The organism is Halopseudomonas sp. Lyrl_26, assembly GCF_051948695.1.
GTDB lineage: Bacteria > Pseudomonadota > Gammaproteobacteria > Pseudomonadales > Pseudomonadaceae > Halopseudomonas > Halopseudomonas formosensis.
This window is the reverse complement of sequence record NZ_JAYJLH010000006.1, coordinates 157,018-179,924: the sequence shown is the minus strand read 5'-3', so window position 1 is coordinate 179,924 and position 22,907 is coordinate 157,018. Positions and strand designations below refer to the sequence as shown.

Sequence of the window (22,907 nt, the reverse complement as noted above, 5' to 3'; positions counted from 1 at the left end):
TTCTTCGCTTGCCGTGTCAGGGAGGCGTATGTTAGCGAATCCTGAAGGCTTGTCAACCCCCCTTGCCACTCACTTTGTTCGATATGGCCGTCGCGGCGCGGGTGAAGAGGCTGCGCTTTCTATCCGATCTATCCGGTATACCGACATATGGGGAAGCATGTCCAGCATCACCCCACTCAACCTGACCGGCACACAGGGTCAACTACCCGGGGCCCAGCGCATTGGGGGAAGTCGACAGCCCGTTTGCTCCAGCAATCTGCGAAGCTCAAAAACGCTGCCAAGCTAACTATAGTCAGGGGAAAAGCTCACCCGGGTTTGCGTAGTTCGTTCGGCGTGCTGCGCCACAACGTGCCGGGCCGGCACCTGGATATCGTCGCACGCATGTAACCCCGCAGCACCTTTCGACGGCCGGCTGACGCTCCATGCCCGGCACCTGCCAAGCAACTACAGGAGCTCGGAAAACACCACTGGCTTGATCGGATAGGGAAAAACGCCCACCTTTATCGCGGCGATGGCTTGTTGAGATTTCTGTATCAGGTCGTCATGGTCTAGCCCCAACTCCAGAACCAGCTCGGCGCAGGAGCAGACTTCTCCTCGTGATGGCCTTCCACCCGTAGCACTTGTGGAAACGGGTATAGCGACGCGAAAGACGCTGACCCAATGGAGGCTGCCGCCTGGCGCGGTATGCGCAGCGAATTCCAGGCGCAAAAAAAACTTTCACATTTCAGTTAGTTAATGTATAGTTCGTCCCGCTTTGGCAGGAACCGCAAAGCATCGTCGGGGCGTAGCGCAGCCTGGTAGCGCACTTGCATGGGGTGCAAGGGGTCGAGTGTTCGAATCACTCCGTCCCGACCAAATACTGAAAACCCAATCATCGAAAGGTGATTGGGTTTTTTAATGCCTGCAGAACGGGTAGAAAACGGAAACAGCGGGGGGGATCGGCGGGGACCCGGGAGGGATTCACCGCGAATGCACACTCAGTGGGTCTTGAGTACCTGCAGCACTTCTTCCAGCTCGGCGATGGTCTGGCGGATCAGCTGCTTGTAGTGGCTGTTATCCTCCTTCGCCTCCTCACCTTCCAGACGCTGGCGGGCGCCGCCGATGGTAAATCCCTGATCGTACAGCAGCGAGCGGATCTGGCGGATCATCAGCACATCCTGACGCTGATAGTAGCGCCGATTGCCGCGCCGCTTGACCGGGGACAGCTGGGGAAACTCCTGCTCCCAGTAGCGCAGCACGTGGGGTTTGACCGCGCAGAGCTCGCTGACCTCACCAATGGTGAAGTAGCGCTTCCCGGGAATAGCCGGCAGTTCATTATTGTGGCTGGGTTCCAGCATAGGCTTCTACTCGGGCTTTGAGTTTCTGACCGGGGCGGAAGGTGACCACGCGCCGGGCGGTGATGGGTATTTCCTCGCCGGTCTTGGGGTTGCGACCGGGCCGCTCGCGCTTGTCGCGCAGGTCGAAGTTGCCGAAACCCGACAACTTCACCTGCTCGTTGTTTTCCAGCGCGTTGCGGATCTCTTCAAAAAACAGTTCCACCAGTTCTTTGGCTTCACGCTTGTTGAAGCCAAGCTCCTCGTAGAGATGTTCCGCCATTTCTGCTTTTGTCAGAGCCCCCATACGCACTTTCCTATTTTCTCAAGATGGCATTGAAGTCCTGCTCGAGTGAACCCAGTACCCTTTCCATGGTGGCGTTCACTTCGTCATCAGTAAGAGTGCGCGAGGAATGTTGCAAGGTCAAGCCGATCGCCAGACTTTTGCTTTCCGGATCAATGCCTTTGCCCTGATAAACGTCAAACAGTCTGAGGTTTTTCAGCACTGGCCCAGCCTCGTCGCGGATGCGCTGCAGCAGGTCGCCGGCGACAACGGACTGCTTCACCACCACGGCGATATCCCGTCGGACTTCTGGGAACTTCGAGAGTTCCGCGAAGGCCGGCAGACGTCCCTCGGTGATACCGGCCAGGCGCAGCTCGAAGAGGAAGACCGGGCCATTGAGGTCCAGCTTGTCCACCAGCTGCGGGTGCAGGGCACCGATCCAGCCAACCAGCTCGCCATCCCTGAGGATGCGGGCGCTCTGACCGGGATGCAGGGCGGGATGTTCAGCCGCCTCGAAGCGGAAGCTGTCCAGCGCACCGCCCTGCCCCAGCACCGCTTCCACATCGCCCTTGACGTCGTAGAAGTCCAGCTTGTCGGCACCATTGGCCCACCCCTCGGGCAGCCGGCTGCCAGTGGCGATGCCGGCCAGCATCGGCTCCTGCAGCAGCTCACCGCTGGGCTGGGGCACAAAGCGCAGCCCGCTTTCGAACAGCCGTACCCGTGCCTGCTGACGGTTCTGGTTGTGCTGTACCGCCTTGGCCAGACCCGGCCACAGGGAGGAGCGCATCACCGCCATGTCGCTGGAGATGGGGTTGGCCAATGCCAGGGGCTCGATCTGCGGATCGAACAGCTGGTTGAGGCCGGGCTCGACGAAACTGTAGGTAATCGCCTCCTGATAACCCCGGGCTACCAGCAGCCGGCGCAGTACCGGCAGCTCGTTCCGGGTTTCCGGGTTGGCGCTGAGGTTCAGCGATGCCCTGGGCGCGCTGACCGGCAGTCGGTTGTAACCGTACAGGCGGGCCAGCTCCTCGATCAGATCGATTTCCAGGGTAATGTCGAAGCGATGGCTGGGCACTTCCACCTGCCACTCCCCCGCCCCGGCACGAATCACCCCGAGCTCCAGGCCACGCAGGTAACCTTCGATTTCCTCTTCGCTGATCTGCAGCCCGAGCATCTGACTGACACGCTCGTTACGCAGGCGGATGCTGACCGGAGTCGGCAGCTGGGTCTCGGCCACGGCTTCGATAACCGGGCCCGGTTCACCACCCACGGTCTCCAGGACCAGGGCGGTCAGACGCTCCATGGCCTGACGCGGCAGTTGCCAGTCCACGCCGCGTTCGAAGCGGTGCGAAGCGTCGGTGTGCAGACCGTAGTTACGGGCCTTGCCAGCAATGGCGATCGGGTCGAAGAAGGCACTTTCCAGGAACAGGTCGGTGGTGTTCTCGTTGATGCCGCTGTGCTCGCCACCCATGATGCCGGCCATGCCCAGCGGACGCTCATGATCCGCGATAACCAGCGTATCGCTGCGCAGGGCGATTTCCTGGCCATCCAGCAGAGTCAGCTTCTCACCCTCCTCGGCCAGACGCACACGGATGCCACCGCGGATTTCCGCCAGATCGTAGGCGTGCAGCGGTTGACCGAGTTCGAGCATCACATAGTTGGTGATATCCACCACCGGGTCGATGCTGCGGATGTCACTGCGACGCAGGCGCTCGACCATCCACAGGGGCGTCGGGCGGCTCAGGTCGACATTGCGAATGACCCGACCGACAAAGCGGGAGCAGGCCTGGGGTGCCAGCAACTCGACCGGGCGAACCTCATCATGCACAGGTGCCACGGCTTCGATGGCCGGACGGCTGACCGGCGCACCGTAGTTGGCCCCGACTTCCCGGGCCAGACCGGCGATCGACAGACAGTCACCCCGGTTGGGCGTCAGGTCGACCTCGATGATGGCGTCATCCAGACCCAGGTATTGGCGCAGGCACTGGCCGACCGGCGCATCCGCCGGCAGCTCGAACAGACCATCGTGGTCATCCGACAGCTGCAGTTCGGCAGCCGAGCACAGCATGCCGAAGGATTCCACGCCACGCAGCTTGGCCTTCTTGATCTTGAAGTCCTCGCCCAGCACGGCGCCAACCATGGCAAAGGGCACGCGAATCCCGGCGCGGGCGTTGGGTGCACCACAGACCACCTGGAACTCCTCGGAGCCATTGCTCACCCGGCAGACCCGCAGCTTGTCCGCATCGGGATGCTGCTCGGCGCTGAGGATCTCGCCAACCACCACGCCGCTGAACTCGCCGGCAACCGGGCTGACACTGTCGACCTCGAGGCCGGTCATGGACAGGCGCGCCACCAGCTCGTCCCGGGGTACTTCCGGATTCACCCAGCTGCGCAGCCACTGTTCACTGAATTTCATGTTTCATTCCTGCTTCAAAAGGGTTGCGGTTACGGCGTTCAGCGGAACTGCGCAAGAAAACGCAGATCGTTGTCGAAGAACAGGCGCAGATCATTGACGCCATAGCGCAGCATCGCCAGGCGCTCCACGCCCATGCCGAAGGCAAAGCCCTGATACTGCTCCGGGTCGATTCCCGAGGAGCGGAACACGTTGGGGTGCACCATGCCGCAGCCCATGACCTCGAGCCAGCCGGTCTGCTTGCACACCCGGCAACCGCAGCCGTTGCACATCACGCACTGGATATCCACCTCGGCGGACGGCTCGGTGAAGGGGAAGAACGAGGGGCGGAAGCGCACCTGCAGGTCCTTCTCGAAGAACACCTGCAGGAACTCGGCGATGGTGCCCTTGAGGTCGGCAAAGCTGACCTCCCGGTCGACCAGCAGCCCCTCTACCTGATGGAACATCGGCGAGTGGGTCAGGTCCGAGTCGCAGCGATAGACGCGACCGGGGCAGACGATGCGGATCGGCGGCTTCTGGCTTTCCATGGTACGCACCTGCACCGGTGAGGTGTGGGTACGCAGCAGGGTGTTGGCATTGAAATAGAAGGTATCATGCATCGCCCGGGCCGGATGGTGGCCGGGGATGTTGAGTGCCTCGAAGTTGTGGTAGTCGTCCTCGACCTCGGGGCCTTCCGCCACGGCATAGCCGACGCGGGAAAAGAATTCTTCGATGCGCTCCATGGTACGGGTCACCGGGTGCAGACCACCGCTGGTCTGGCCACGGCCCGGCAGGGTCACGTCCACCCGCTCGGCCGCCAGCCTGGCGTTGAGTGCCGCCGCTTCCATGTCGCTCTTGCGAGCATTCAACTCGCCTTGCACGCGCTCCTTGGCCTCGTTGACCATGGCGCCGACTCTGGGCCGCTCTTCAGCGGGAATGTTGCCCAGGGTCTTCATTACCTGAGTAAGTTCGCCCTTCTTGCCAAGGTACTGGACGCGCAACTGCTCCAGTGCGTTGACATCTGCCGCCTGCTTTACGGCTTCCAGGGCCTGGGAAACTAGCGCGTCCAGGTTTTCCATTTAACACTCCAGAAACAAAAATAGGGGAAGAGCTGCAAGGCTCTTCCCCTATTAATGACGTTGCCAACCGGCGCAAGCGCCGGTGATTGTCGTAACGAGGGCTTAAGCCAGGCTAGCCTTTGCTTTTTCGACAATCGCAGTAAACGCCGCTTTTTCGTTCACGGCCAGATCGGCCAGAACCTTACGGTCGATTTCGATGGAAGCCTTTTTCAGGCCGGCAATCAGACGGCTGTAGGACAGACCATTCTGACGGGCACCAGCGTTGATACGGGCAATCCACAGAGCACGGAACTGACGCTTGCGCTGCTTGCGGTCACGGTAGGCATACTGACCAGCCTTGATGACCGCCTGCTTGGCAACCCGGAATACACGCGAACGTGCACCGTAGTAACCTTTGGCGAGTTTCAGAATCTTCTTGTGACGCTTGCGCGCCATTACACCACGCTTAACACGAGCCATTCTCTAGATCCTCAACCTTGATTAACGGAGACGCAGCATGCGTTCAACTTTCTGGACGTCTGCAGCATTGAGCTGAGAAGTGCCACGCAGTTGGCGCTTACGCTTGGTGGTCATCTTGGTCAGGATGTGGCTTTTGAAAGCGTGCTTGTGCTTGATGCCACTGCCAGTCACTTTGAAGCGCTTGGCGGCACCACTTTTGGTCTTCATCTTTGCCATGTTCATGTACTCCAAATAGAGTGGATAAGATAATCACAAGGCCTGGCGTTGCCCTGGAGATTACTTTTTCTTCTTGGGTGCAAGGACCATCATCAACTGACGACCTTCCATTTTCGGGTGCTGTTCAACGGTGCCGTATTCGGCGAGGTCGGCTTCGACCCGCTTCAACAGCTCCATGCCCAGCTCCTGATGGGCCATTTCCCGGCCGCGGAATCGCAGGGATACCTTGGCTTTGTCACCCTCGCTGAGGAACTTGATAAGGTTGCGAAGCTTGACCTTATAGTCCCCTTCTTCCGTCCCTGGACGAAACTTGATTTCCTTGATTTGAATCTGTTTCTGATTCTTCCGGGCGGCAGCCTGCTGCTTCTTCTTCTCGAAGATATGCTTGCCGTAGTCCATGACTCGGCATACAGGCGGCTCTGCATCGGGGGAGATTTCAACCAGGTCGAGCCTGGCCTCCTCGGCGGCGGCCAGCGCTTCCTGAATGGAGACGATACCGATCTGTTCACCTTCGGGGCCAATCAGGCGAACTTCACGCGCCGTGATGTTTTCGTTGATCGGCGGGCGTTGTGCGGCTCTTTTGTCTTGTCTCATCTCGCGTTTAATCTTTATTGCTCCGAATTCGGGCGGCCTCGTTGTGCGACGGCGCGGGCGAGGAATTCGGAGAACTCGGCAATGCTCATCGTACCCAGATCTTTACCCTCCCGCGTGCGCACGGCCACAGTGTGCGATTCGACTTCCCTATCCCCGATTACCAGCAAGTAGGGAGTCTTGTGCAAAGTATGCTCGCGGATTTTAAAGCCGATCTTCTCGTTTCTCAAGTCCGCGACGGCGCGATAGCCCATTTCATTGAGCGATTTCTCGACTTTCCGACAGAACTCGGCCTGGTTGTCGGTGATATTCAGCACCGCCACCTGGGTCGGCGCCAGCCAGGCCGGGAAGTCACCGGCGTAGTGCTCGATGAGAATGCCGATGAAGCGCTCGAAGGAGCCGAGGATCGCCCGGTGCAGCATCACCGGCGTCTTGCGGGTGCCGTCCTCGGCCACATACTGGGCATCCAGACGACCCGGCAGCATGAAGTCCAGCTGCAGGGTGCCGCACTGCCACACCCGGCCCAGACAGTCGCGCAGGGAGAACTCGATCTTGGGCCCGTAAAAGGCGCCCTCACCCGGCTGCAGCTCCCACTTCAGACCGGCCTCGTTCAGCGCCTCTTCCAGACCGCGCTCGGCCTGATCCCAGTCGGCATCATCACCCATGCGATCTTCAGGACGGGTCGAGAGCTTCAGCTCGACATCATCGAAGCCGAAATCGCGGTAGACCTGCAGAGTGAGGGCAATGAAGTTGGCCGCCTCGGTCTTGACCTGCTCATCGGTACAGAAGATGTGCGCATCGTCCTGGGTGAAGCCGCGAACCCGCATCAGACCGTGCAGCGAACCGGAGGGTTCGTTGCGATGGCAGGAACCGAATTCGGCCAGGCGCAGCGGCAGATCACGGTAGCTCTTGAGCCCCTGGTTGAAGACCTGGATGTGGCACGGACAGTTCATCGGCTTGACCGCGTAGTCGCGGCTCTCCGACTCGGTAGTGAACATGTTCGCCGAGTAATGCTCCCAGTGACCGGAACGCTCCCACAGCACACGGTCAACGACCTGCGGCGTACGGATTTCCTTGTAGCCGCTGTCCTTCTGCACCTCGCGCATGTACTGCTCGAGCACCTGGTAGACAGTCCAGCCGTTGGGGTGCCAGAACACCATGCCCGGCGCCTCTTCCTGGGTGTGGAACAGGTTCAGACGCTTGCCGAGCTTGCGGTGGTCGCGCTTTTCAGCCTCTTCGATCCGCTTGATGTAGGCCGCCAGCTGCTTCTTGTCTGCCCAGGCGGTGCCATAGATGCGCTGCAGCTGTTCGTTCTTCGCGTCGCCGCGCCAGTAGGCGCCGGAGATGCGGGTCAGCTGGAACGCCTTGAGGAACCGAGTGTTGGGCACATGCGGCCCGCGGCACATGTCCACGTATTCCTCGTGGTAGTAGAGCCCCATGGCCTTTTCATCGGGCATATCCTCGATCAGACGCAGCTTGTACTCCTCGCCACGCTCGGCGAACACGCGGATCACCTCGTCCCGGGGAGTCATCTTCTTGATGACGTCATACTCGGTATCGATCAGCTCACGCATGCGCTTCTCGATGGCAGCCATATCCTCGGGAGTGAAGGGACGCTCATAGGCGATGTCGTAATAGAAGCCTTCTTCGATCACCGGACCGATGACCATCTTGGCAGTCGGGTACAGCTGCTTGACCGCATGACCCACCAGGTGAGCACAGGAGTGACGGATGATCTCCAGACCTTCCTCGTCCCGCGGCGTGATGATCTGCAGGCTGGCGTCCTGCTCGATCAGATCGCAGGCATCAACCAGGCGACCGTCGATCTTGCCGGCGACTGTTGCCTTGGCCAGACCGGCACCAATGGATTGCGCCACCTGATACACGGTGACCGGGGTATCAAATGTGCGCTGACTGCCGTCGGGGAGAGTGATTACAGGCATGGTGTCGCTCCTTTCTCAGTGGTGACCGCTACGCAAGGCCACGTGATGGAATACAGAAATGATAGAAACAAAAAAGCCCAACCACAGGTGGCCGGGCTTTGTATCTGGTAGGCACGATTGGATTCGAACCAACGACCCCCACCATGTCAAGGTGGTGCTCTAACCAACTGAGCTACGTGCCTGCGATGGAGGCGAACTATACGCACCCACCCGGAGGGCGTCAACCCCTAAGTCACTGAATATCTGCAAAAAGATCGGTGCTGCAGAGAGCCGCCGCTGAGCCTCTTCCGAAGCTGTTCACAGATTGACCAGTCGCTCGCGCAACTGCTGTATCTCGTCGCGCATCTGGGCCGCCGCCTCGAATTCCAGATCCCGGGCATGCTGGTACATCTTCTCCTCCAGCTGGCGTATGCGCTTGGTGATCTCGGCAGGTGAACGCAGCTTGTCGGCCTGGTAACCCGCGCCCTCCTCGGCCACCTTGGCAGCGCGCCGCTTGTTGTTCCGGCTGCCGGGTACCACTGCACCTTCAAGGATGTCCTGCACGCTCTTGATCACACCCTTGGGCGTAATGCCATGCTCCTCGTTGAAAGCGATCTGCCTGGCCCGCCGACGCTCGGTCTCACCGATGGCCCGCTCCATGGAACCGGTGATCCGATCTGCATAGAGGATGGCCTTGCCGTTCAGGTTACGCGCCGCGCGGCCGATGGTCTGGATCAGCGAGCGCTCTGATCGGAGGAAGCCTTCCTTGTCCGCATCAAGAATCGCGACGAGGGAAACTTCAGGCATATCAAGACCTTCGCGCAACAAGTTAATGCCGACCAGCACGTCGAACACCCCCATACGCAGATCGCGGATGATCTCCACCCGCTCGACGGTATCGATATCGGAATGCAGATAGCGCACCTTGACCCCGTGGTCGGCAAGGTAGTCGGTCAGATCCTCGGCCATGCGCTTGGTCAGGGTCGTCACCAGTACGCGCTCGTTACGCGCGGTGCGCAGCCCCACCTCGGACAGCAGATCATCCACCTGGGTAGTGGCCGGGCGCACTTCGATTTCCGGATCCACCAACCCGGTGGGCCTGACCACCTGCTCAACCACGCGGCCCGCATGCGCCTCCTCATAGGGTCCCGGGGTGGCGGAGACGAAGATGGTCTGCGGAGAAATTGCCTCCCACTCATCGAAACGCATCGGGCGGTTATCCAGCGCAGAGGGCAGACGGAAGCCATACTCGACCAGGGTCTCCTTGCGCGATCGGTCGCCCTTGTACATGGCACCCACCTGGGGCACGGAGACGTGGGATTCGTCTATCACCAGCAGCGCGTTGGCCGGCAGGTAATCGAACAGGGTCGGCGGCGGCTCGCCCTCCGGGCGCCCGGACAGGTAACGGGAGTAGTTTTCGATGCCATTGCAGTAACCCAGCTCCATGATCATCTCCATATCGAAGCGGGTACGCTGCTCAAGCCGCTGCGCCTCGACCAGCTTGTTCTGGCTGTGAAGCACCTCAAGCCGCTCCCTGAGCTCGACCTTGATCTCCTCAACCGCCTCCAGCAGCTTCTCTCTCGGCGTCACATAATGTGATTTCGGATAGATAGTTACGCGCGGAACCTTGCGTAAAACCTCACCCGTGAGCGGATCAAAGAAGCTGATGGTTTCCACCGTGTCGTCAAACAACTCGATACGGATTGCCTCCAGATCGGATTCCGCCGGGAACACATCGATCACATCCCCCCGCACCCGGTAGGTGGCCCGCGCCAGCTCCATGTCGTTGCGGGTGTACTGCAGCTCCGCCAGACGACGCAACAGCGCGCGCTGATCCAGCTGATCGCCCCGGTCCACGTGCAGCACCATGCGCAGGTAGGACTCGGGGTCACCCAGGCCGTAGATGGCCGACACCGTGGCCACTATGATGGCGTCCGGCCGCTCCATGAGGGCCTTGGTCGCCGACAGGCGCATCTGCTCGATGTGATCGTTGATCGAGGCATCCTTCTCGATGAAGGTATCCGATGCCGGCACATAGGCTTCAGGCTGGTAGTAGTCGTAATAGGAAACGAAGTACTCCACGGCATTGTTCGGGAAGAATTCGCGGAACTCGCCATACAGCTGCGCCGCCAGGGTCTTGTTGGGCGCCATCACTATGGTCGGACGCTGGACCTGCTGGATGACGTTGGCAATGGTGAAGGTCTTCCCTGACCCCGTCACCCCGAGCAGCGTCTGGTGAGACAGGCCGGCCTCCAGGCCCTCCACCAGTTGCGCAATGGCCACCGGCTGATCGCCGGCCGGCTTGAAACGGGTTTGCAGCTTGAAATGTGTCATGACAGGGAAAGTACCACGGGTCAGAAGAACAGCCTCCATCATAGCACCGCAATCCCGCCCAAATGCAGGACCACCGGACTCGCACCCGCCCCCTCTCTCTGTTTATAATGTCCGGCCGCCTGCGGCACAGCCCGACAACTTCATTCACCTGTTTCGAGTCTGCCCATATCATGAGTCTGTTTTCCCCCGTTGAAATGGCGCCCCGCGATCCCATTCTTGGCCTCAACGAGGCGTTCAATGCCGATCCGCGCGCAGAAAAAGTCAATCTGGGTGTTGGCGTCTATTACGACGAGAATGGCAAGGTCCCCCTGCTGCGCGCTGTTCAGGCTGCAGAAGCGGCCCGGGTGGCCGAGGGCGCACCGCGCACCTACCTGCCGATGGAGGGTCTGGCGCCCTACGATCAGGCTGTCCAGAAACTGCTGCTCGGCGCAGACTCGCCGCTGCTGAGTTCCGGCCGTCTGGTCACGGCCCAGTCGCTGGGTGGTACCGGCGCACTCAAGCTCGGTGCAGACTTTCTCTACCGCCTGGCCGGCAAGCGGCTGGTAGCCATCAGCGACCCCAGCTGGGAAAACCATCGGGCGCTGTTCGAAACCGCCGGCTACGAAGTGGTGACCTACCCCTATTACGATCCGGCGACCCATGGTCTGAACCTGCAGGGCATGCTCGACGGCATCGAGGGCCTTCCCGAAGGCAGCGTGGTGCTGCTGCATGCCTGCTGCCACAACCCCACCGGGGTCGATCTGAACGTCGAGCAGTGGAAGCAGGTCATCGAGGTCATCCGCGAGCGCGGCCATGTGCCGTTCCTGGATATCGCCTATCAGGGCTTCGGTGACAACCTGGAAGACGATGCCGTGGCGGTGCGCCTGTTCGCCGAGTCCGGCCTGCCCTGCGTCATCTCCAGCTCCTTCTCCAAGTCCTTCTCCCTGTATGGGGAGCGGGTCGGCGCGCTGACCTTCATCACGGGTACCGCCGAGGAAGGTGAGCGGGTACTGTCCCAGCTCAAGCGGGTGATCCGCACCAACTATTCCAACCCGCCGACCCACGGCGCCAAGGTTGTCGCAGCCGTGCTGAACAACCCCGAGCTGTATGCCATGTGGGTGGAAGAGCTGGCTGAAATGCGCATCCGCATCAAGCAGATGCGCAGCGCCCTGGCGGAGAAACTTCGCGCCGCCGGCGTGCAGCAGGATGTCAGCTTCATCGAGCAGCAGCGCGGCATGTTCTCCTACTCCGGTCTGAGCCGCGAGCAGGTCAGCCGCCTTGCCGAAGAATTTGCCATCTACGCCGTGGGCAGCGGTCGCATCTGCGTCGCCGCGCTCAATAACAGCAATATCGACACTGTGGCCAATGCCATGGCCAAGGTCATGCTGGAGGCCTGAAAGCGAGGCTGCGCATTTTCACTAAAATGCCTCTCAAGGTGTTGACTTGAAAAGTTTTTTTGGTAAAGTGCGCACATCGATTCCGCGATAGCTCAGTCGGTAGAGCAAATGACTGTTAATCATTGGGTCCCTGGTTCGAGTCCAGGTCGCGGAGCCAAACAAAAAAGCCCGACATCCTCACGGATGCCGGGCTTTTTCGTATGCGCCGATCATTCGCAGTCGATGGTGATCCGCACCCGGTTGATGGCCCGGCGGAAGAACTGACTGACCACCTCCTGCTTGCCCGGGTGCAGGGTAATGTGCCGCGGCACCGGGCGCTCCGGCCCGTTGACGAAGGCGACCCGACAGTCCAGCGTGGCTGACTCGCGGCTGGTCATCAGCACCGCCGCCATATTGGCCTGATCCACAGTCCCGACAGCAATATCGAACTCCGCAGGTTGAACCTGCACATCGACCGGGAAGGCCCAGGCGGGCAGTGCCAGGGCCAGGGCCATGCCGAAAGCCAGAAAAACTTGATACATTGAGCCTTACCTTCATCAGGAAACTGAAACATCAACATAGACCGAAGGTCATTCGGATGAAAGCACCCCGGGTCACTCTGGATCAATGGCGAACCCTGCAGGCGGTAGTCGACCATGGCGGCTTTGCCCAGGCCGCAGCGGCACTGCATCGTTCCCAGTCCTCCGTCAGCTATACCGTGGCCCGCATGCAGGAGCAGCTGGGCGTTCCCCTGCTGGAAATCGTCGGGCGTCGCGCGGTGCTGACAGACGCCGGCGCTGCCCTGCTGCGCCGCTCCCGGCACCTTGTGCAGCAGGCTCAGCAACTGGAAGAGCTGGCAAGAAATATGGACCAGGGCTGGGAGGCCGAGGTTCAGCTGGTGGTCGATGCCGCCTACCCCACCGAGCATCTGTCCTGCGCCCTGGAAGCTTTCATTCCCCAGAGCAAGGGCTGCCGGGTGCAGTTGCGTGAGGAGGTACTGTCCGGTGTCGAGGAACAGCTGCACAGCGGCAGCGCCGATCTGGCCATTTCCAGCATCGGCATCGCCGGGTACCTGCCGCAGCAACTGGGTACGCTGCAGTTCCTGGCCGTGGCCCATCCCCAGCACCCCCTGCACCAGCTCAGGCGAACTCTCAGCCATCAGGATCTGGAAGGCCATCTGCAGGTGGTCATCCGCGATTCGGGCCGGCGCCAGCCCCGGGACGAAGGCTGGCTGGGCGCAGAGCAACGCTGGACGGTTACCAGCCTCTCTACCGCTGCCAAGCTGGTATCACGCGGCCTCGGCTTCGCCTGGCTGCCCCGTCACGACATTGCCACCCAGCTGGAACAGGGCACTCTGGCCGTACTGCCACTGGCCCAGGGCAGTGAGCGTGCCGCGCCCATCTACCTGTACGCCCGCAAGGACAGGCCCCTGGGCCCGGCCGCGCGCATTCTCGCCGATCTGATCATCAGCCATTCGCAATCAGACTGACATTGCCTGCGCAGGGCGTTGAGCCCCGCCGCGCTTGTGCTTACACTCGCCGAACAACACCAACGTAAACACCCCTCTGTCCGGAGTCCTGAATGCTGAAAAGAATCATCGGAACCTGCGTCCTCGCCCTGCTCGCCAGCGCTGCCCTGGCCGACAACCCCCGCGTCCTGCTGAGCACCAGCCATGGTGATATCGAAATCGAGCTGGATGCCGAGGCGGCGCCCATCACCGTGGAGAACTTCCTGCGCTACACCGATGCCGGGCACTATGATGGCCTGATCTTCCACCGGGTGATTCCCGGCTTCATGATCCAGGGCGGCGGCTTTGACAGCAACATGCGCCAGCGCCCCGTCGGCCAGCCGATCAGGAACGAAGCCGATAACGGCCTGAAGAATGATCGCTACACCATCGCCATGGCCCGCACCCAGGTGCGCGACAGCGCCACCAGTCAGTTCTTCATCAACCTGGCCAACAACGACTTCCTCAACCACGGCGCCCGTGACTTCGGCTACGCCGTGTTCGGCAAGGTGGTCAGCGGCGAGCACGTGGTCGAGACCATCGGCAAGGTACCCACCGGCCGGCAGGCAGGGCACAGCGACGTGCCGGTCAACCCGGTCACCATCAACAGTGTCAAGCGGGTTACAAGCGACGACTGATCAGCTGATGCCTGCCGCAGGGCCCTGCTCGGCCCTGCGGTACGGCAGATAGGCCATGGCATCCTGCTGATATTCCCGTACCCCTTCCCTTTCCTGCTGCAGATAATCCGCTACCGCCTCATGCAAGCCCGGCTGCAGTCTGTGCCATGACCGGGTCAGCACGGGCTCGAATCCCCGCAGCAGCTTGTGCTCTCCCTGGGCGCCAGCATCGAAGCGCTGCAGCCCTTCGGCAATGCAGCGCTCCATGCCCTGATAGAAACAGGTCTCGAAATGCAGACTGTCATACTCCTCCAGACAGCCCCAGTAGCGCCCGTAAAGACAGTCATCCCCCACCAGAAACAAGGCACCGGCCACATCCCGCCCCCAGTGACGGGCAAATACCAGACGCACTGATTCAGCCACACCCGCGCCCAGCAACGGAAAGAATTCCGGTGTCAGATAGGGACGCCGGCCGCGCTTGAGATAGGTGGCAGCGTAGAAGGGATAGAAGCGCTCCCAGTCCGCCGGTGTTATCTCTTGCCCGGCCAGCCACTGGAACTCGATGCCCGCCCCAAGAATGCGTTCGCGCTCCCGGCGGAAGTTCTTGCGTTTGCGCGAGTTGCACGCCGCGAGAAAATCATCGAAACACCGGTAACCCCGATTGAACCAGTGGAACTGGCAGCCCAGGCGCAGCAGCCAGCCCCGCTCCGCCAGCCAGGCATCCTCGCGCCCATCGTTGAACAGCAGATGCAGGCCGGACACCTGCCCCTCGTGCAGTTCCAGGTCCAGGTCATCGAGCAGACATCCGGCCACCTGTGCATCTTGCGCCAGCAAACGCGGGCCCTGCACCGGCGAAAAGGGAACCGCCGACAGCGCCTTGGGATAGTAGCGCCGCCCTGCCCGCTCCCAGGCGTCGGCCCACTGGAAGTCGAACACATACTCGCCGTAGGAATGGCTCTTCAGATACAGCGGCATCAGGCCCGCCAGCCTGCCATCAGCGCGCACCACCCTGTGCGCAGGCTGCCACCCGGTGGCAGCGCAGACAGACCCGCTTGCCTCCAGCGCCTGAAGAAAGCCGTGACGCAGAAAGGGGTAGCCAGAGGGGATCAGGCTGTCCCACTGCTCGGCAGCTATCTGCGAAATACTGTCCAGGCGTTCCAGACTCAGTGTGTTCATCCGCCCCTCCCCCTTGGCATGCAGCCGAGAGTATCGCACCACAGACATGAAAAAGCCCCCGCAAGCGGGGGCTGAAGGAGCAACAGACAGATACCGACCGGCTTATCTGGCCCAGTCGAGGAAGGCTTCCCGGCTCGCGGGGCTCATCAGGCGCCACAGCTGCTTGAGGGTGGTCAGGGTCGCATCGTTATGCGGCAGGGTTTCCTCGGCCTGATCGCTGGCGTCGAGGCTGGCCTGCGGACTGGGGTGCGCAGCGGCATTCAGCGGGGCGACCGTGCTCGCGGCGTCTGCCGCACCTGCCCCCATCAGCGAACTGAGCAGCGAGCTGTTGCGCTGACCGCGCTCGGCTTCCACTCGTTCACCGGTACGGGTATTGACCGCCCAGCTGATGAACTCGTCCTGCAGCAGGCGGGCCTCGGCCAGGTTGGCCGGACGCTCGAACTCCAGCTTCCAGGTCTCACCCGACTTGCCATCAATGCTGTATACCGCAGAGCGCCCCCGCACCACCTCATGACTCAGACCGCCATCCACATCAAATACGTTCTTGTAGAATGCATTGATGCGGTACTGGCCGGGCTGCAGATGCAGGGTCTTGTCCTGGGTGCCGAACAGGGCGTTGGCTGCCGGTACCTGCTCACCGTTGATGCTCTGCACTTCCAGCTCGTAGGGCACCACCACCGTCAGCACCTGACTCTGCTGTTTGGCTGAGCCGGGGTACAGCTGCACATGGGATTGCTGCGCACAGGCAACCAGCAGACAGGACAGTGCAAGAACAAACAGGCTACGCATGAAAACTCCTTGGCATGAATTGGCGGAACAGGAAGCGGATCGGTTACAACCTGGAAACAAGGATAAGAAGAATTCATGTCATTCAGATGACAAAAAACCGGGTTGCCCGAAGGAACAACCCGGCCGGATACCTCCCTGTACCCACAACCGACTCAGAAGTCGTAACGCAAGCCCACCGACAGCGCGGAGGCTTTCTCACCTGCGGCACCACTCGGCGTGGCAGAGCGGCCCTGCCCCCAGGGAGTCAGGCTGCGACCGTCATCGTTATCCACGACAGCGTAGTTGGCGTAGACCCGAACGGCCTTGTCCAGCTTGTGCTCCACACCCAGAACCCACATATCCGCATCGGCATTGTCGGCATCCGAATCCAGGGTCATCCACATGGCTTTCAGTGCAGTGGCATCAGTGAGCTTGAACTCGCCACCCAGACCGTAGGTGTCGGTGGTGTTCAGATCGCGCACCGCATCGGTAGTATCGACAACACCGTCATACTCTGTGGTCTGATAGAAGCCAACCACCTTGAAAGCGTCTGTCAGGTTGTAGGATGCTGCGGCGCGAACGGCGTCACGCTCGCCACGGCTATCGGCTTCCTCTTCAACCTTTTCGTAGGCCAGCGAGGCAGCAAAGGGGCCGGCGGCATAGTTCAGCGAGGTGCTGAACGCATCGGCATCCCGATCTTCAACCGCGGACTGTCCCGCATAGACCGAGTAGGCTACCGCCAGATTGAAACCACCGAAGCTCGGGGTGGTGTACTGCAGGGTATTGTCGTAACGCTCGTCAAAACGGGCGTTGCCGGTACGCGCCAGGTTGCGCATATCGCCCACCTGATCACCGAACAGGTTGGCCGGGCCACGGGCTTTCTTGAACGGGCTGTCAAAGCGACCCATCTGCACTGCACCGAAGTCACCCTTCAGGCCGACAAAGGTGTCGCGGGTAGCAAAGCTGTTGGAGCCGTTGCTGCCGGTGGCGAAGTTGATTTCCTGCTCGATCTGGAAGAAGGCCTTCAGGCTGGGGTTGATTTCATGATCGCCCTTGAAACCGATACGGGAGGAGTTGCTGGACAGGTTGGTTTCGGAGTAGTCGGCACCGTCGTCCAGGAAATCCACGGACACGTGGGCACGACCATAGATGCTCACATCAGCCAGCGCCAGAGCCGGCATGACAGCCGCAGCACCAACAGCAATCGCAATCAACTTCTTTTTCATCGTGAAAAGCTCCTTCGGGTATGTATGACGTCGTCCTGTCGGGCGTTGACGTCGTCGTTTTGTTTCGACGGGAGCGATTATGGAAAGCGCATATGACAGCGGGCTTGCTGTTATATGAAGATTTGAAGACAGGGGAACTTTTCAAAATTCGAAGATATAAGCAGCGGCGGCGAGACGTGCGGTTGCGGTTGCGGTTGCGGTTGCGGTTGCGGTTGCGGTTGCGGTTGCGGTTGCGGTTGCGGCAGGAAGGAAACGCCGAACCCGCCATGGTTGCCATGGCGGGTTCCTGTGCGGGGGCTCAGCGCTTGCGAACGACCACGCTGCCGATCGAGTAGCCGGCGCCGAAGGAGCAGATGACGCCCAGACTGCCTGCAGGCAGATCATCCTGGAACTTGTGGAAGGCAATGATCGAGCCGGCGGAACTGGTATTGGCGTACTCATCCAGCACCACAGGCGCCTCCTTCTGCAGGTCCGGATCACGTCCCAGCAGCTTGCGGGCAATCAGCATGTTCATGTTCAGGTTGGCCTGGTGCAGCCAGAAACGGCTGACCTCGGTCACCGGAATGTCCAGCTGTTGCAGCTGCTCGGCGATCAGCTCGGCCACCATGGGACAGACCTCGCGGAACACCTTGCGCCCTTCCTGGACAAAGAGCTTGTCCGGCTTGCCGATACCCGACTCATCGGCACGGTTGAGAAAGCCGAAGTTGTTGCGGATATTGTTGGAGAACTGGGTCAGCAGCCGGGTGCCCAGAATCTCGTACTGATAGGGCGAGGTGGCCTGATCCGCCCGCTCCAGGATCACGGCAGTGCAGGCATCACCGAAGATGAAGTGGCTGTCGCGGTCACGGAAGTTCATGTGCCCGGTGCAGATTTCCGGGTTGACCATGAGGATGGCCCGGGCCTGACCGGTGCTGATGCTGTTCACCGCATTCTGGATGCCGAAGGTCGCCGAGGAACAGGCCACGTTCATGTCGAAGCCGAAGCCCTGGATGCCCAGCGCCGCCTGCACTTCAATGGCAACTGCAGGATAGGCCCGCTGCAGATTGGAACAGGCCACGATGACACCGTCGATATCCGCGGCAGTACGCCCGGCACGTTGCAGCGCTTCCTCGGCAGCCTTGACCGACATCTCGCACAGAATCGACCACTCGTCATTACTGCGTTCCGGGATGTAGGGCACCATACGATCAACATCCAGAATGCCCTGCTTGTCAGTGACATGCCGGCTCTTGATACCGGAGGCCTTTTCAATGAACTCGCTGCTGGACAGCGGTGCCGGCTCCATCTCCCCGGCGGCAATGGCGGCAGCATTCTCCGCGTTGAAACGTTCCGCCCAGGCATTGAAGCTGGCCACCAGCTCGTCGTTACTGATGCTGTTCGGGGGGGTGTACAAACCTGTGCCACTGATGACTACTTTATGCACGGTCGGGCCTCTCTGGATTCAACTTGTTCAGGTCTCAGCAATGCGCGGCCTTGCAGGGGACTCTCCGGGAGTCCGACTGCGCATCCAGGACGGTATAAATGGAAAATGATCTTCGACGGCCTGAGTCAAAATCATCATGCGGGTCGCGCCATTTCGGGTCATTTTGCCACATCAGCGCCCCATCATGCAGCTGTCATGCAATATCCCGGCTGAATCCACCGGCCGGCGGGCCGCCCGCCCGCGACACGGCCGCCTGTCCATCTGCCGATTGCCGCAGCCCGGGCTCCGTTGCCGGCCACCTCAGCCGGTGATCTCCTGCCAGTGTTTCTTCAGTCGCTTGTCGGATACCGGCATGCGCGTTCCCAGCTGTTGCGCGAACAGGGATACCCGGTACTCCTCCAGCATCCAGCGCCACTGATCCAGGCGTTCATCCTCACGCCCCTCCACCCGGTAACGCTGGCTGAGGGACTGGTACTGCTGCCAGAAACCCTGCAACTCATCGGTCCAGACCCGGTCGCGCTGCACCTGCCCCGGCAGCTTGTCCAGGCGCTGGGCAATGGCATTGAAGTAGCGGGGATACTGGTCCAGCCATTGGGCCGGCACCTCGCGCACGAACCCGCGGAACACCAGATTGTCCAGCTGCATGCGCACATCGTTCATGGCAATCGCATGGCTCAGGTCGATACGCCCCTTGAAACGCTTCTGCAGGCCGTGCCAGAGCTTGAGAATCTCCAGCACCCGGGCTCCCAGCTTTTCCGCCACCGGTATCAGCTCAGCGCGCCCCCGGGCGGCACAGGACTCCAGCTCCTGCGGACTGCGCGGCAGGGCACTGCCCGGTGCCAGACAGGCACGGTCGATCGCGGCCAGCAGCAGATCCTCGGTCAGCTGCTGCTGAGTGCCGAGATCCCGGTAGTAGATCGCCGCTTCCTTCGCGGTCGTCAGTTTCTGCCGCAGATACTTGACCTGCTCCGGCAGGCGCTGCAGCAGCAGGCGCTGAACCCCGTGCCTGTGCGCCTGCGCGGCCTGCAGAGGGTTGTCGAACAGCTGCTCAACGACCGCCTCGCCCTGCTCCACCCAGGCCGGCCAGAAATCCACATCGATGCCAGCCTGGCGCCGACGCACCTTGGCCGGTAACGGGGCCTGGCCCGCCTGGGCGGACGCCTTCTCGGGTGCCGCCGCTACCGGAGCATTGACCCGCTGCTCACTGAGCTGACCGGCCATGCGCTGGCACAGCGCGCCGTAGTCCCTGCCGCTGGCCAGTTCACGACCGTCCTCGTCAACCACCCGGATGCGCATCAGCAGGTGATCTTCCAGGCTGACCTGATCCCAGCTGTCCTCATCCAGGCGCACGCCGGTCATGCGGGTCAGCTCGCGACCCAGCGCCTGGGTCAGCCGCCCTTCACCAAAGGACATGCGCTCCAGCGCCGCGCTGACGAAATCAGGCACCGGTACGAAATTCTTGCGTATCGACTTGGGCAACCCGCGTACCAGCGCCACGCACTTGTCATACAGCAGCCCCGGCACCAGCCACTCCAGACGCTGCTCCGGCAGCTGACGCAGCAACGCCAGCGGCACCGTCAGGGTCACCCCGTCGGCCTCGTGCCCGGGCTCGAAATGGTAGCTCAGCGGCAGGGCAATCCGCTCCCAGCGCAGGGTGTCCGGATACTGCTGGGCACTGACCTCATCGGCCTCGCGCTGCAGCAGGTCGTCCCGGGTCATGTGCAGCAGCTTCGGCTCCTGCTGGCTGGTGCGCTTGAGCCAGCGTTCGAAGCTGGCCAGCTGGTGGATATTGTCCGGGACACGCTGATCGAAGTAGCGATACAGGGTTTCCTCATCGACCAGGATGTCCCGCCGGCGGGCCTTGGCTTCAAGTTGATCGAGTTCCTCCAGCAGCGTCTGATTGGCCCGGTTGAAGGCGGCCCGCCCATGCCATTCCCCGGCCACCAGCGCCTGACGGATGAAGATCTGCCGGGACACCACAGGATCGATCGGACCGTAATGCACCTTGCGCCTGGGCACTATGATCAGCCCGAACAGGGTTACCTGCTCATAGGCCACCACCTGCCCACGGCGTTTCTCCCAATGGGGCTCGCTGTGGCTGGTACGGGTCAGGTGTGCAGCCAGCGGCTCGACCCACTGGGGCTCGATGCGCGCCGCGATGCGACCGTACAGCCGGGTGGTTTCGGTGAGCTCGGCCACCATGACCCAGGCCGGACGCTTCTTCGCCAGCGCCGATGACGGGTGCAGCAGAAAGCGCCGCTGCCGCGCGCCCATGTAGTCGCCATCCTCGGTCTTGTTGCCCAGGTGGCTGAGCAGGCCGGCCAGCAACGCGCGGTGCACGGCATCATAGCCGGCGGGCTGGCTGTTGAAGGTCATTTGCAGATCGCGGCAGGTCAACAGCAACTGGCGATGGGTTTCCCGCCATTCGCGCAGGCGCAGGTAGTTGAGAAAGTGGCGTCGGCACCAGGCGCGCAGCTGATTCTGGCTCAGCGCCTGGCGCTGCTCCTCGAAACCACGCCAGAGATTGATGAAGGCAGCAAAATCCGAATGCTCGTCGCGCCACTGGGCATGGGCCTGATCAGCGGCCTGCTGGCGCTCCACCGGCCGCTCCCGCGGGTCCTGCACCGCCAGCGCACTGGCAATGATCAGCACCTCCTCGAGACTGCCCTGCTCCGCCGCCTCGATCAGCATGCGGCCGATGCGCGGATCCACCGGCAGCCGTGCCAGCTGGCGACCCACTTCGGTGATCTTGCCGTCCCGCTCGACTGCACCCAGCTCCTGCAGCAGATTGAAACCGTCGCTGATGGCACGCCCGTCCGGCGGCTCGATAAAGGGGAAATCCTCGATGCGCCCCAGGCGCAGATGCAGCATCTGCAGTATCACCGCCGCGAGGTTGGTACGCAGTATCTCCGGGTCGGTAAAGGCCGGGCGGCTGTTGAAGTCCTCTTCGCTGTACAGCCGCACGCAGATACCCGGCGCCACCCGCCCACAACGGCCCTTGCGCTGATCGGCACTGGCCCGGGAAACCGGCTCGATGGGCAGCCGCTGCACCTTGGAGCGCGGACTGTAGCGGCTGATGCGCACCTCGCCCGGATCAATCACGTAGACGATACCCGGCACCGTGAGTGAGGTTTCCGCCACGTTGGTCGAGAGAATCACCCGCCGACCCGCATGGCGGGAAAAGATCTTCTGCTGTTCGGCCACCGACAGCCGTGCATAGAGCGGCAGTATCTCGGTGTGTCTGAGGTTGGCCCTGCGCAGGAATTCGGCGGTATCACGGATCTCACGCTCGCCGGGCAGAAACACCAGCGCATCGCCCGGCGGCTTGCCGTTGGCGCGCTCATGCTGCTCCAGCTCGCGCAGGGCCGCGAGAATGCCCTGATCTATGGTCAGGTCTTCTTCTACCCGGTTACCGTCCTCGTCGGTCTCGGCGGCCAGCGGGCGGTACCAGACGTCCACCGGGTAGGTACGGCCGGATACCTCGATGATCGGCGCCTGGTTGAAGTGCGCGGAAAAACGCTCCAGGTCGATGGTGGCCGAGGTAATAATGACCTTGAGGTCCGGGCGCCTGGGCAGGATGGTCTTGAGGTAACCGAGCAGGAAATCGATATTCAGACTGCGCTCATGGGCCTCGTCGATGATCAGGGTGTCATAGCGGCTCAGGTACCGATCGTTCTGGGTTTCCGCCAGCAGGATGCCATCGGTCATCAGCTTGATCAGCGTGCGCTCATTGCTCTGATCGGTGAAACGCACCTGAAAGCCGACCAGCTCGCCCAGCGGCGTACCCAGCTCCTCGGCCACCCGACTGGCGACGTTGCGCGCTGCCAGTCGACGGGGCTGGGTATGCCCGATGAGCCCATGACTGCCGCGACCCAGCTCCAGGCAGATCTTCGGCAACTGGGTGGTCTTGCCGGAGCCGGTGGCGCCGGCGATCACCACCACCTGATGCTCGGCAATCGCCCGGCGGATTTCCTCCCGTTTGGCAGCAATCGGCAGACTGTCGTCATAGCGCAATGACGGCACACTCGCTGCCCGGCTGGCAGCCCGCGCACAGGACGCCGCCAGACGACTCTGCCACTGCTCCAGACGGCCCCTGTCGGGATTCTTGCCAAGGCTCTGCAGCTGGCGCAGCAGGCGATGGCGGTCCGCGGACATGGCGGCGTCAAGTTGAGAGGCGAAAGTACTGAGATCGGTCATGCTTTCCCGTCAGAAGTCAGAAGGATCATTGCTCGCGGCAGGGAGCGAT

Annotated in this window: 18 protein-coding genes and 3 tRNA genes; 5 read left to right on the top strand and 16 right to left on the bottom strand. The window is 61.6% G+C overall.

Annotated features, from left to right (window positions below; translation table 11 throughout):
- Positions 1-778 precede the first annotated feature (778 nt).
- Positions 779-855 (top strand) — tRNA-Pro (locus VF673_RS10210).
- Positions 856-977: 122 nt separating this feature from the next.
- On the opposite strand, the gene VF673_RS10205 is transcribed toward VF673_RS10210, so the two are convergent.
- From VF673_RS10205 to uvrB, 10 genes are all read right to left on the bottom strand, one after another.
- Positions 978-1,337 carry a MerR family transcriptional regulator gene (locus VF673_RS10205; RefSeq protein ID WP_090536914.1) on the bottom strand — a complete coding sequence of 120 codons (360 nt, stop codon included), beginning with the start codon at positions 1,335-1,337 and terminating at the stop codon, positions 978-980.
- Entirely contained in the window at positions 1,315-1,620 is a 306-nt protein-coding gene (gene ihfA / locus VF673_RS10200) for an integration host factor subunit alpha (RefSeq protein ID WP_090536916.1), read from the bottom strand. The genes VF673_RS10205 and ihfA overlap by 23 nt, the downstream gene beginning before the upstream one ends.
- Before the next feature lie 10 nt (positions 1,621-1,630).
- Positions 1,631-4,012, bottom strand: a complete 2,382-nt coding sequence (pheT, locus tag VF673_RS10195; protein WP_440291851.1) for a phenylalanine--tRNA ligase subunit beta — start codon at positions 4,010-4,012, stop codon at positions 1,631-1,633.
- Between the two features lie 38 nt (positions 4,013-4,050).
- Positions 4,051-5,067, bottom strand: a complete 1,017-nt coding sequence (gene pheS / locus VF673_RS10190) for a phenylalanine--tRNA ligase subunit alpha (RefSeq protein WP_090536920.1) — start codon at positions 5,065-5,067, stop codon at positions 4,051-4,053.
- A 102-nt stretch (positions 5,068-5,169) separates the two neighbouring features.
- Positions 5,170-5,526 carry a 50S ribosomal protein L20 gene (gene rplT / locus VF673_RS10185; RefSeq protein ID WP_080050768.1) on the bottom strand — a complete coding sequence of 119 codons (357 nt, stop codon included), beginning with the start codon at positions 5,524-5,526 and terminating at the stop codon, positions 5,170-5,172.
- Positions 5,527-5,547: 21 nt separating this feature from the next.
- Positions 5,548-5,742, bottom strand: a complete 195-nt coding sequence (rpmI, locus tag VF673_RS10180) for a 50S ribosomal protein L35 (RefSeq protein ID WP_090536921.1) — start codon at positions 5,740-5,742, stop codon at positions 5,548-5,550.
- A 60-nt stretch (positions 5,743-5,802) separates the two neighbouring features.
- Positions 5,803-6,354, bottom strand: coding sequence for a translation initiation factor IF-3 (gene infC / locus VF673_RS10175; protein WP_177197793.1), 552 nt, complete (start codon positions 6,352-6,354; stop codon positions 5,803-5,805).
- Entirely contained in the window at positions 6,351-8,276 is a 1,926-nt protein-coding gene (gene thrS / locus VF673_RS10170; RefSeq protein ID WP_440291850.1) for a threonine--tRNA ligase, read from the bottom strand. The genes infC and thrS overlap by 4 nt, the downstream gene beginning before the upstream one ends.
- A gap of 105 nt (positions 8,277-8,381) precedes the next feature.
- Positions 8,382-8,458, bottom strand: a tRNA-Val gene (locus VF673_RS10165).
- 115 nt (positions 8,459-8,573) lie between these two features.
- Positions 8,574-10,589 carry an excinuclease ABC subunit UvrB gene (gene uvrB, locus VF673_RS10160; RefSeq protein ID WP_320331357.1) on the bottom strand — a complete coding sequence of 672 codons (2,016 nt, stop codon included), beginning with the start codon at positions 10,587-10,589 and terminating at the stop codon, positions 8,574-8,576.
- Between the two features lie 170 nt (positions 10,590-10,759).
- On the opposite strand from uvrB, the gene VF673_RS10155 reads away from it, so the two are divergent.
- Both VF673_RS10155 and VF673_RS10150 read left to right on the top strand, forming a co-directional pair.
- Entirely contained in the window at positions 10,760-11,965 is a 1,206-nt protein-coding gene (locus tag VF673_RS10155; protein ID WP_440291849.1) for an amino acid aminotransferase, read from the top strand.
- Positions 11,966-12,046: 81 nt separating this feature from the next.
- A tRNA-Asn gene (locus VF673_RS10150) sits at positions 12,047-12,122 on the top strand.
- 52 nt (positions 12,123-12,174) lie between these two features.
- Here VF673_RS10150 and VF673_RS10145 read toward each other — a convergent pair.
- Complete coding sequence (locus VF673_RS10145; RefSeq protein WP_440291848.1) at positions 12,175-12,486, bottom strand: hypothetical protein; 312 nt, start codon at positions 12,484-12,486, stop codon at positions 12,175-12,177.
- Between the two features lie 56 nt (positions 12,487-12,542).
- On the opposite strand from VF673_RS10145, the gene VF673_RS10140 reads away from it, so the two are divergent.
- On the top strand, positions 12,543-13,433 hold the full coding sequence (locus VF673_RS10140; protein ID WP_440291847.1) for a LysR family transcriptional regulator: 891 nt from the start codon (positions 12,543-12,545) through the stop codon (positions 13,431-13,433).
- Positions 13,434-13,525: 92 nt separating this feature from the next.
- Positions 13,526-14,089, top strand: a complete 564-nt coding sequence (locus VF673_RS10135) for a peptidylprolyl isomerase (protein ID WP_090536932.1) — start codon at positions 13,526-13,528, stop codon at positions 14,087-14,089.
- Here VF673_RS10135 and VF673_RS10130 read toward each other — a convergent pair whose 3' ends face one another.
- From VF673_RS10130 to hrpA, 5 genes are all read right to left on the bottom strand, one after another.
- Entirely contained in the window at positions 14,090-15,244 is a 1,155-nt protein-coding gene (locus tag VF673_RS10130; RefSeq protein ID WP_440291846.1) for a GNAT family N-acetyltransferase, read from the bottom strand.
- A 102-nt stretch (positions 15,245-15,346) separates the two neighbouring features.
- Positions 15,347-16,033 carry a DUF2057 family protein gene (locus VF673_RS10125; protein ID WP_090536937.1) on the bottom strand — a complete coding sequence of 229 codons (687 nt, stop codon included), beginning with the start codon at positions 16,031-16,033 and terminating at the stop codon, positions 15,347-15,349.
- A gap of 152 nt (positions 16,034-16,185) precedes the next feature.
- Complete coding sequence (locus VF673_RS10120; protein ID WP_440291845.1) at positions 16,186-17,238, bottom strand: porin; 1,053 nt, start codon at positions 17,236-17,238, stop codon at positions 16,186-16,188.
- Positions 17,239-17,536: 298 nt separating this feature from the next.
- Positions 17,537-18,661, bottom strand: a complete 1,125-nt coding sequence (locus VF673_RS10115; RefSeq protein WP_090536941.1) for a beta-ketoacyl-ACP synthase III — start codon at positions 18,659-18,661, stop codon at positions 17,537-17,539.
- Between the two features lie 300 nt (positions 18,662-18,961).
- Entirely contained in the window at positions 18,962-22,858 is a 3,897-nt protein-coding gene (gene hrpA, locus VF673_RS10110; RefSeq protein WP_440291844.1) for an ATP-dependent RNA helicase HrpA, read from the bottom strand.
- Between the last annotated feature and the right edge of the window lie 49 nt (positions 22,859-22,907).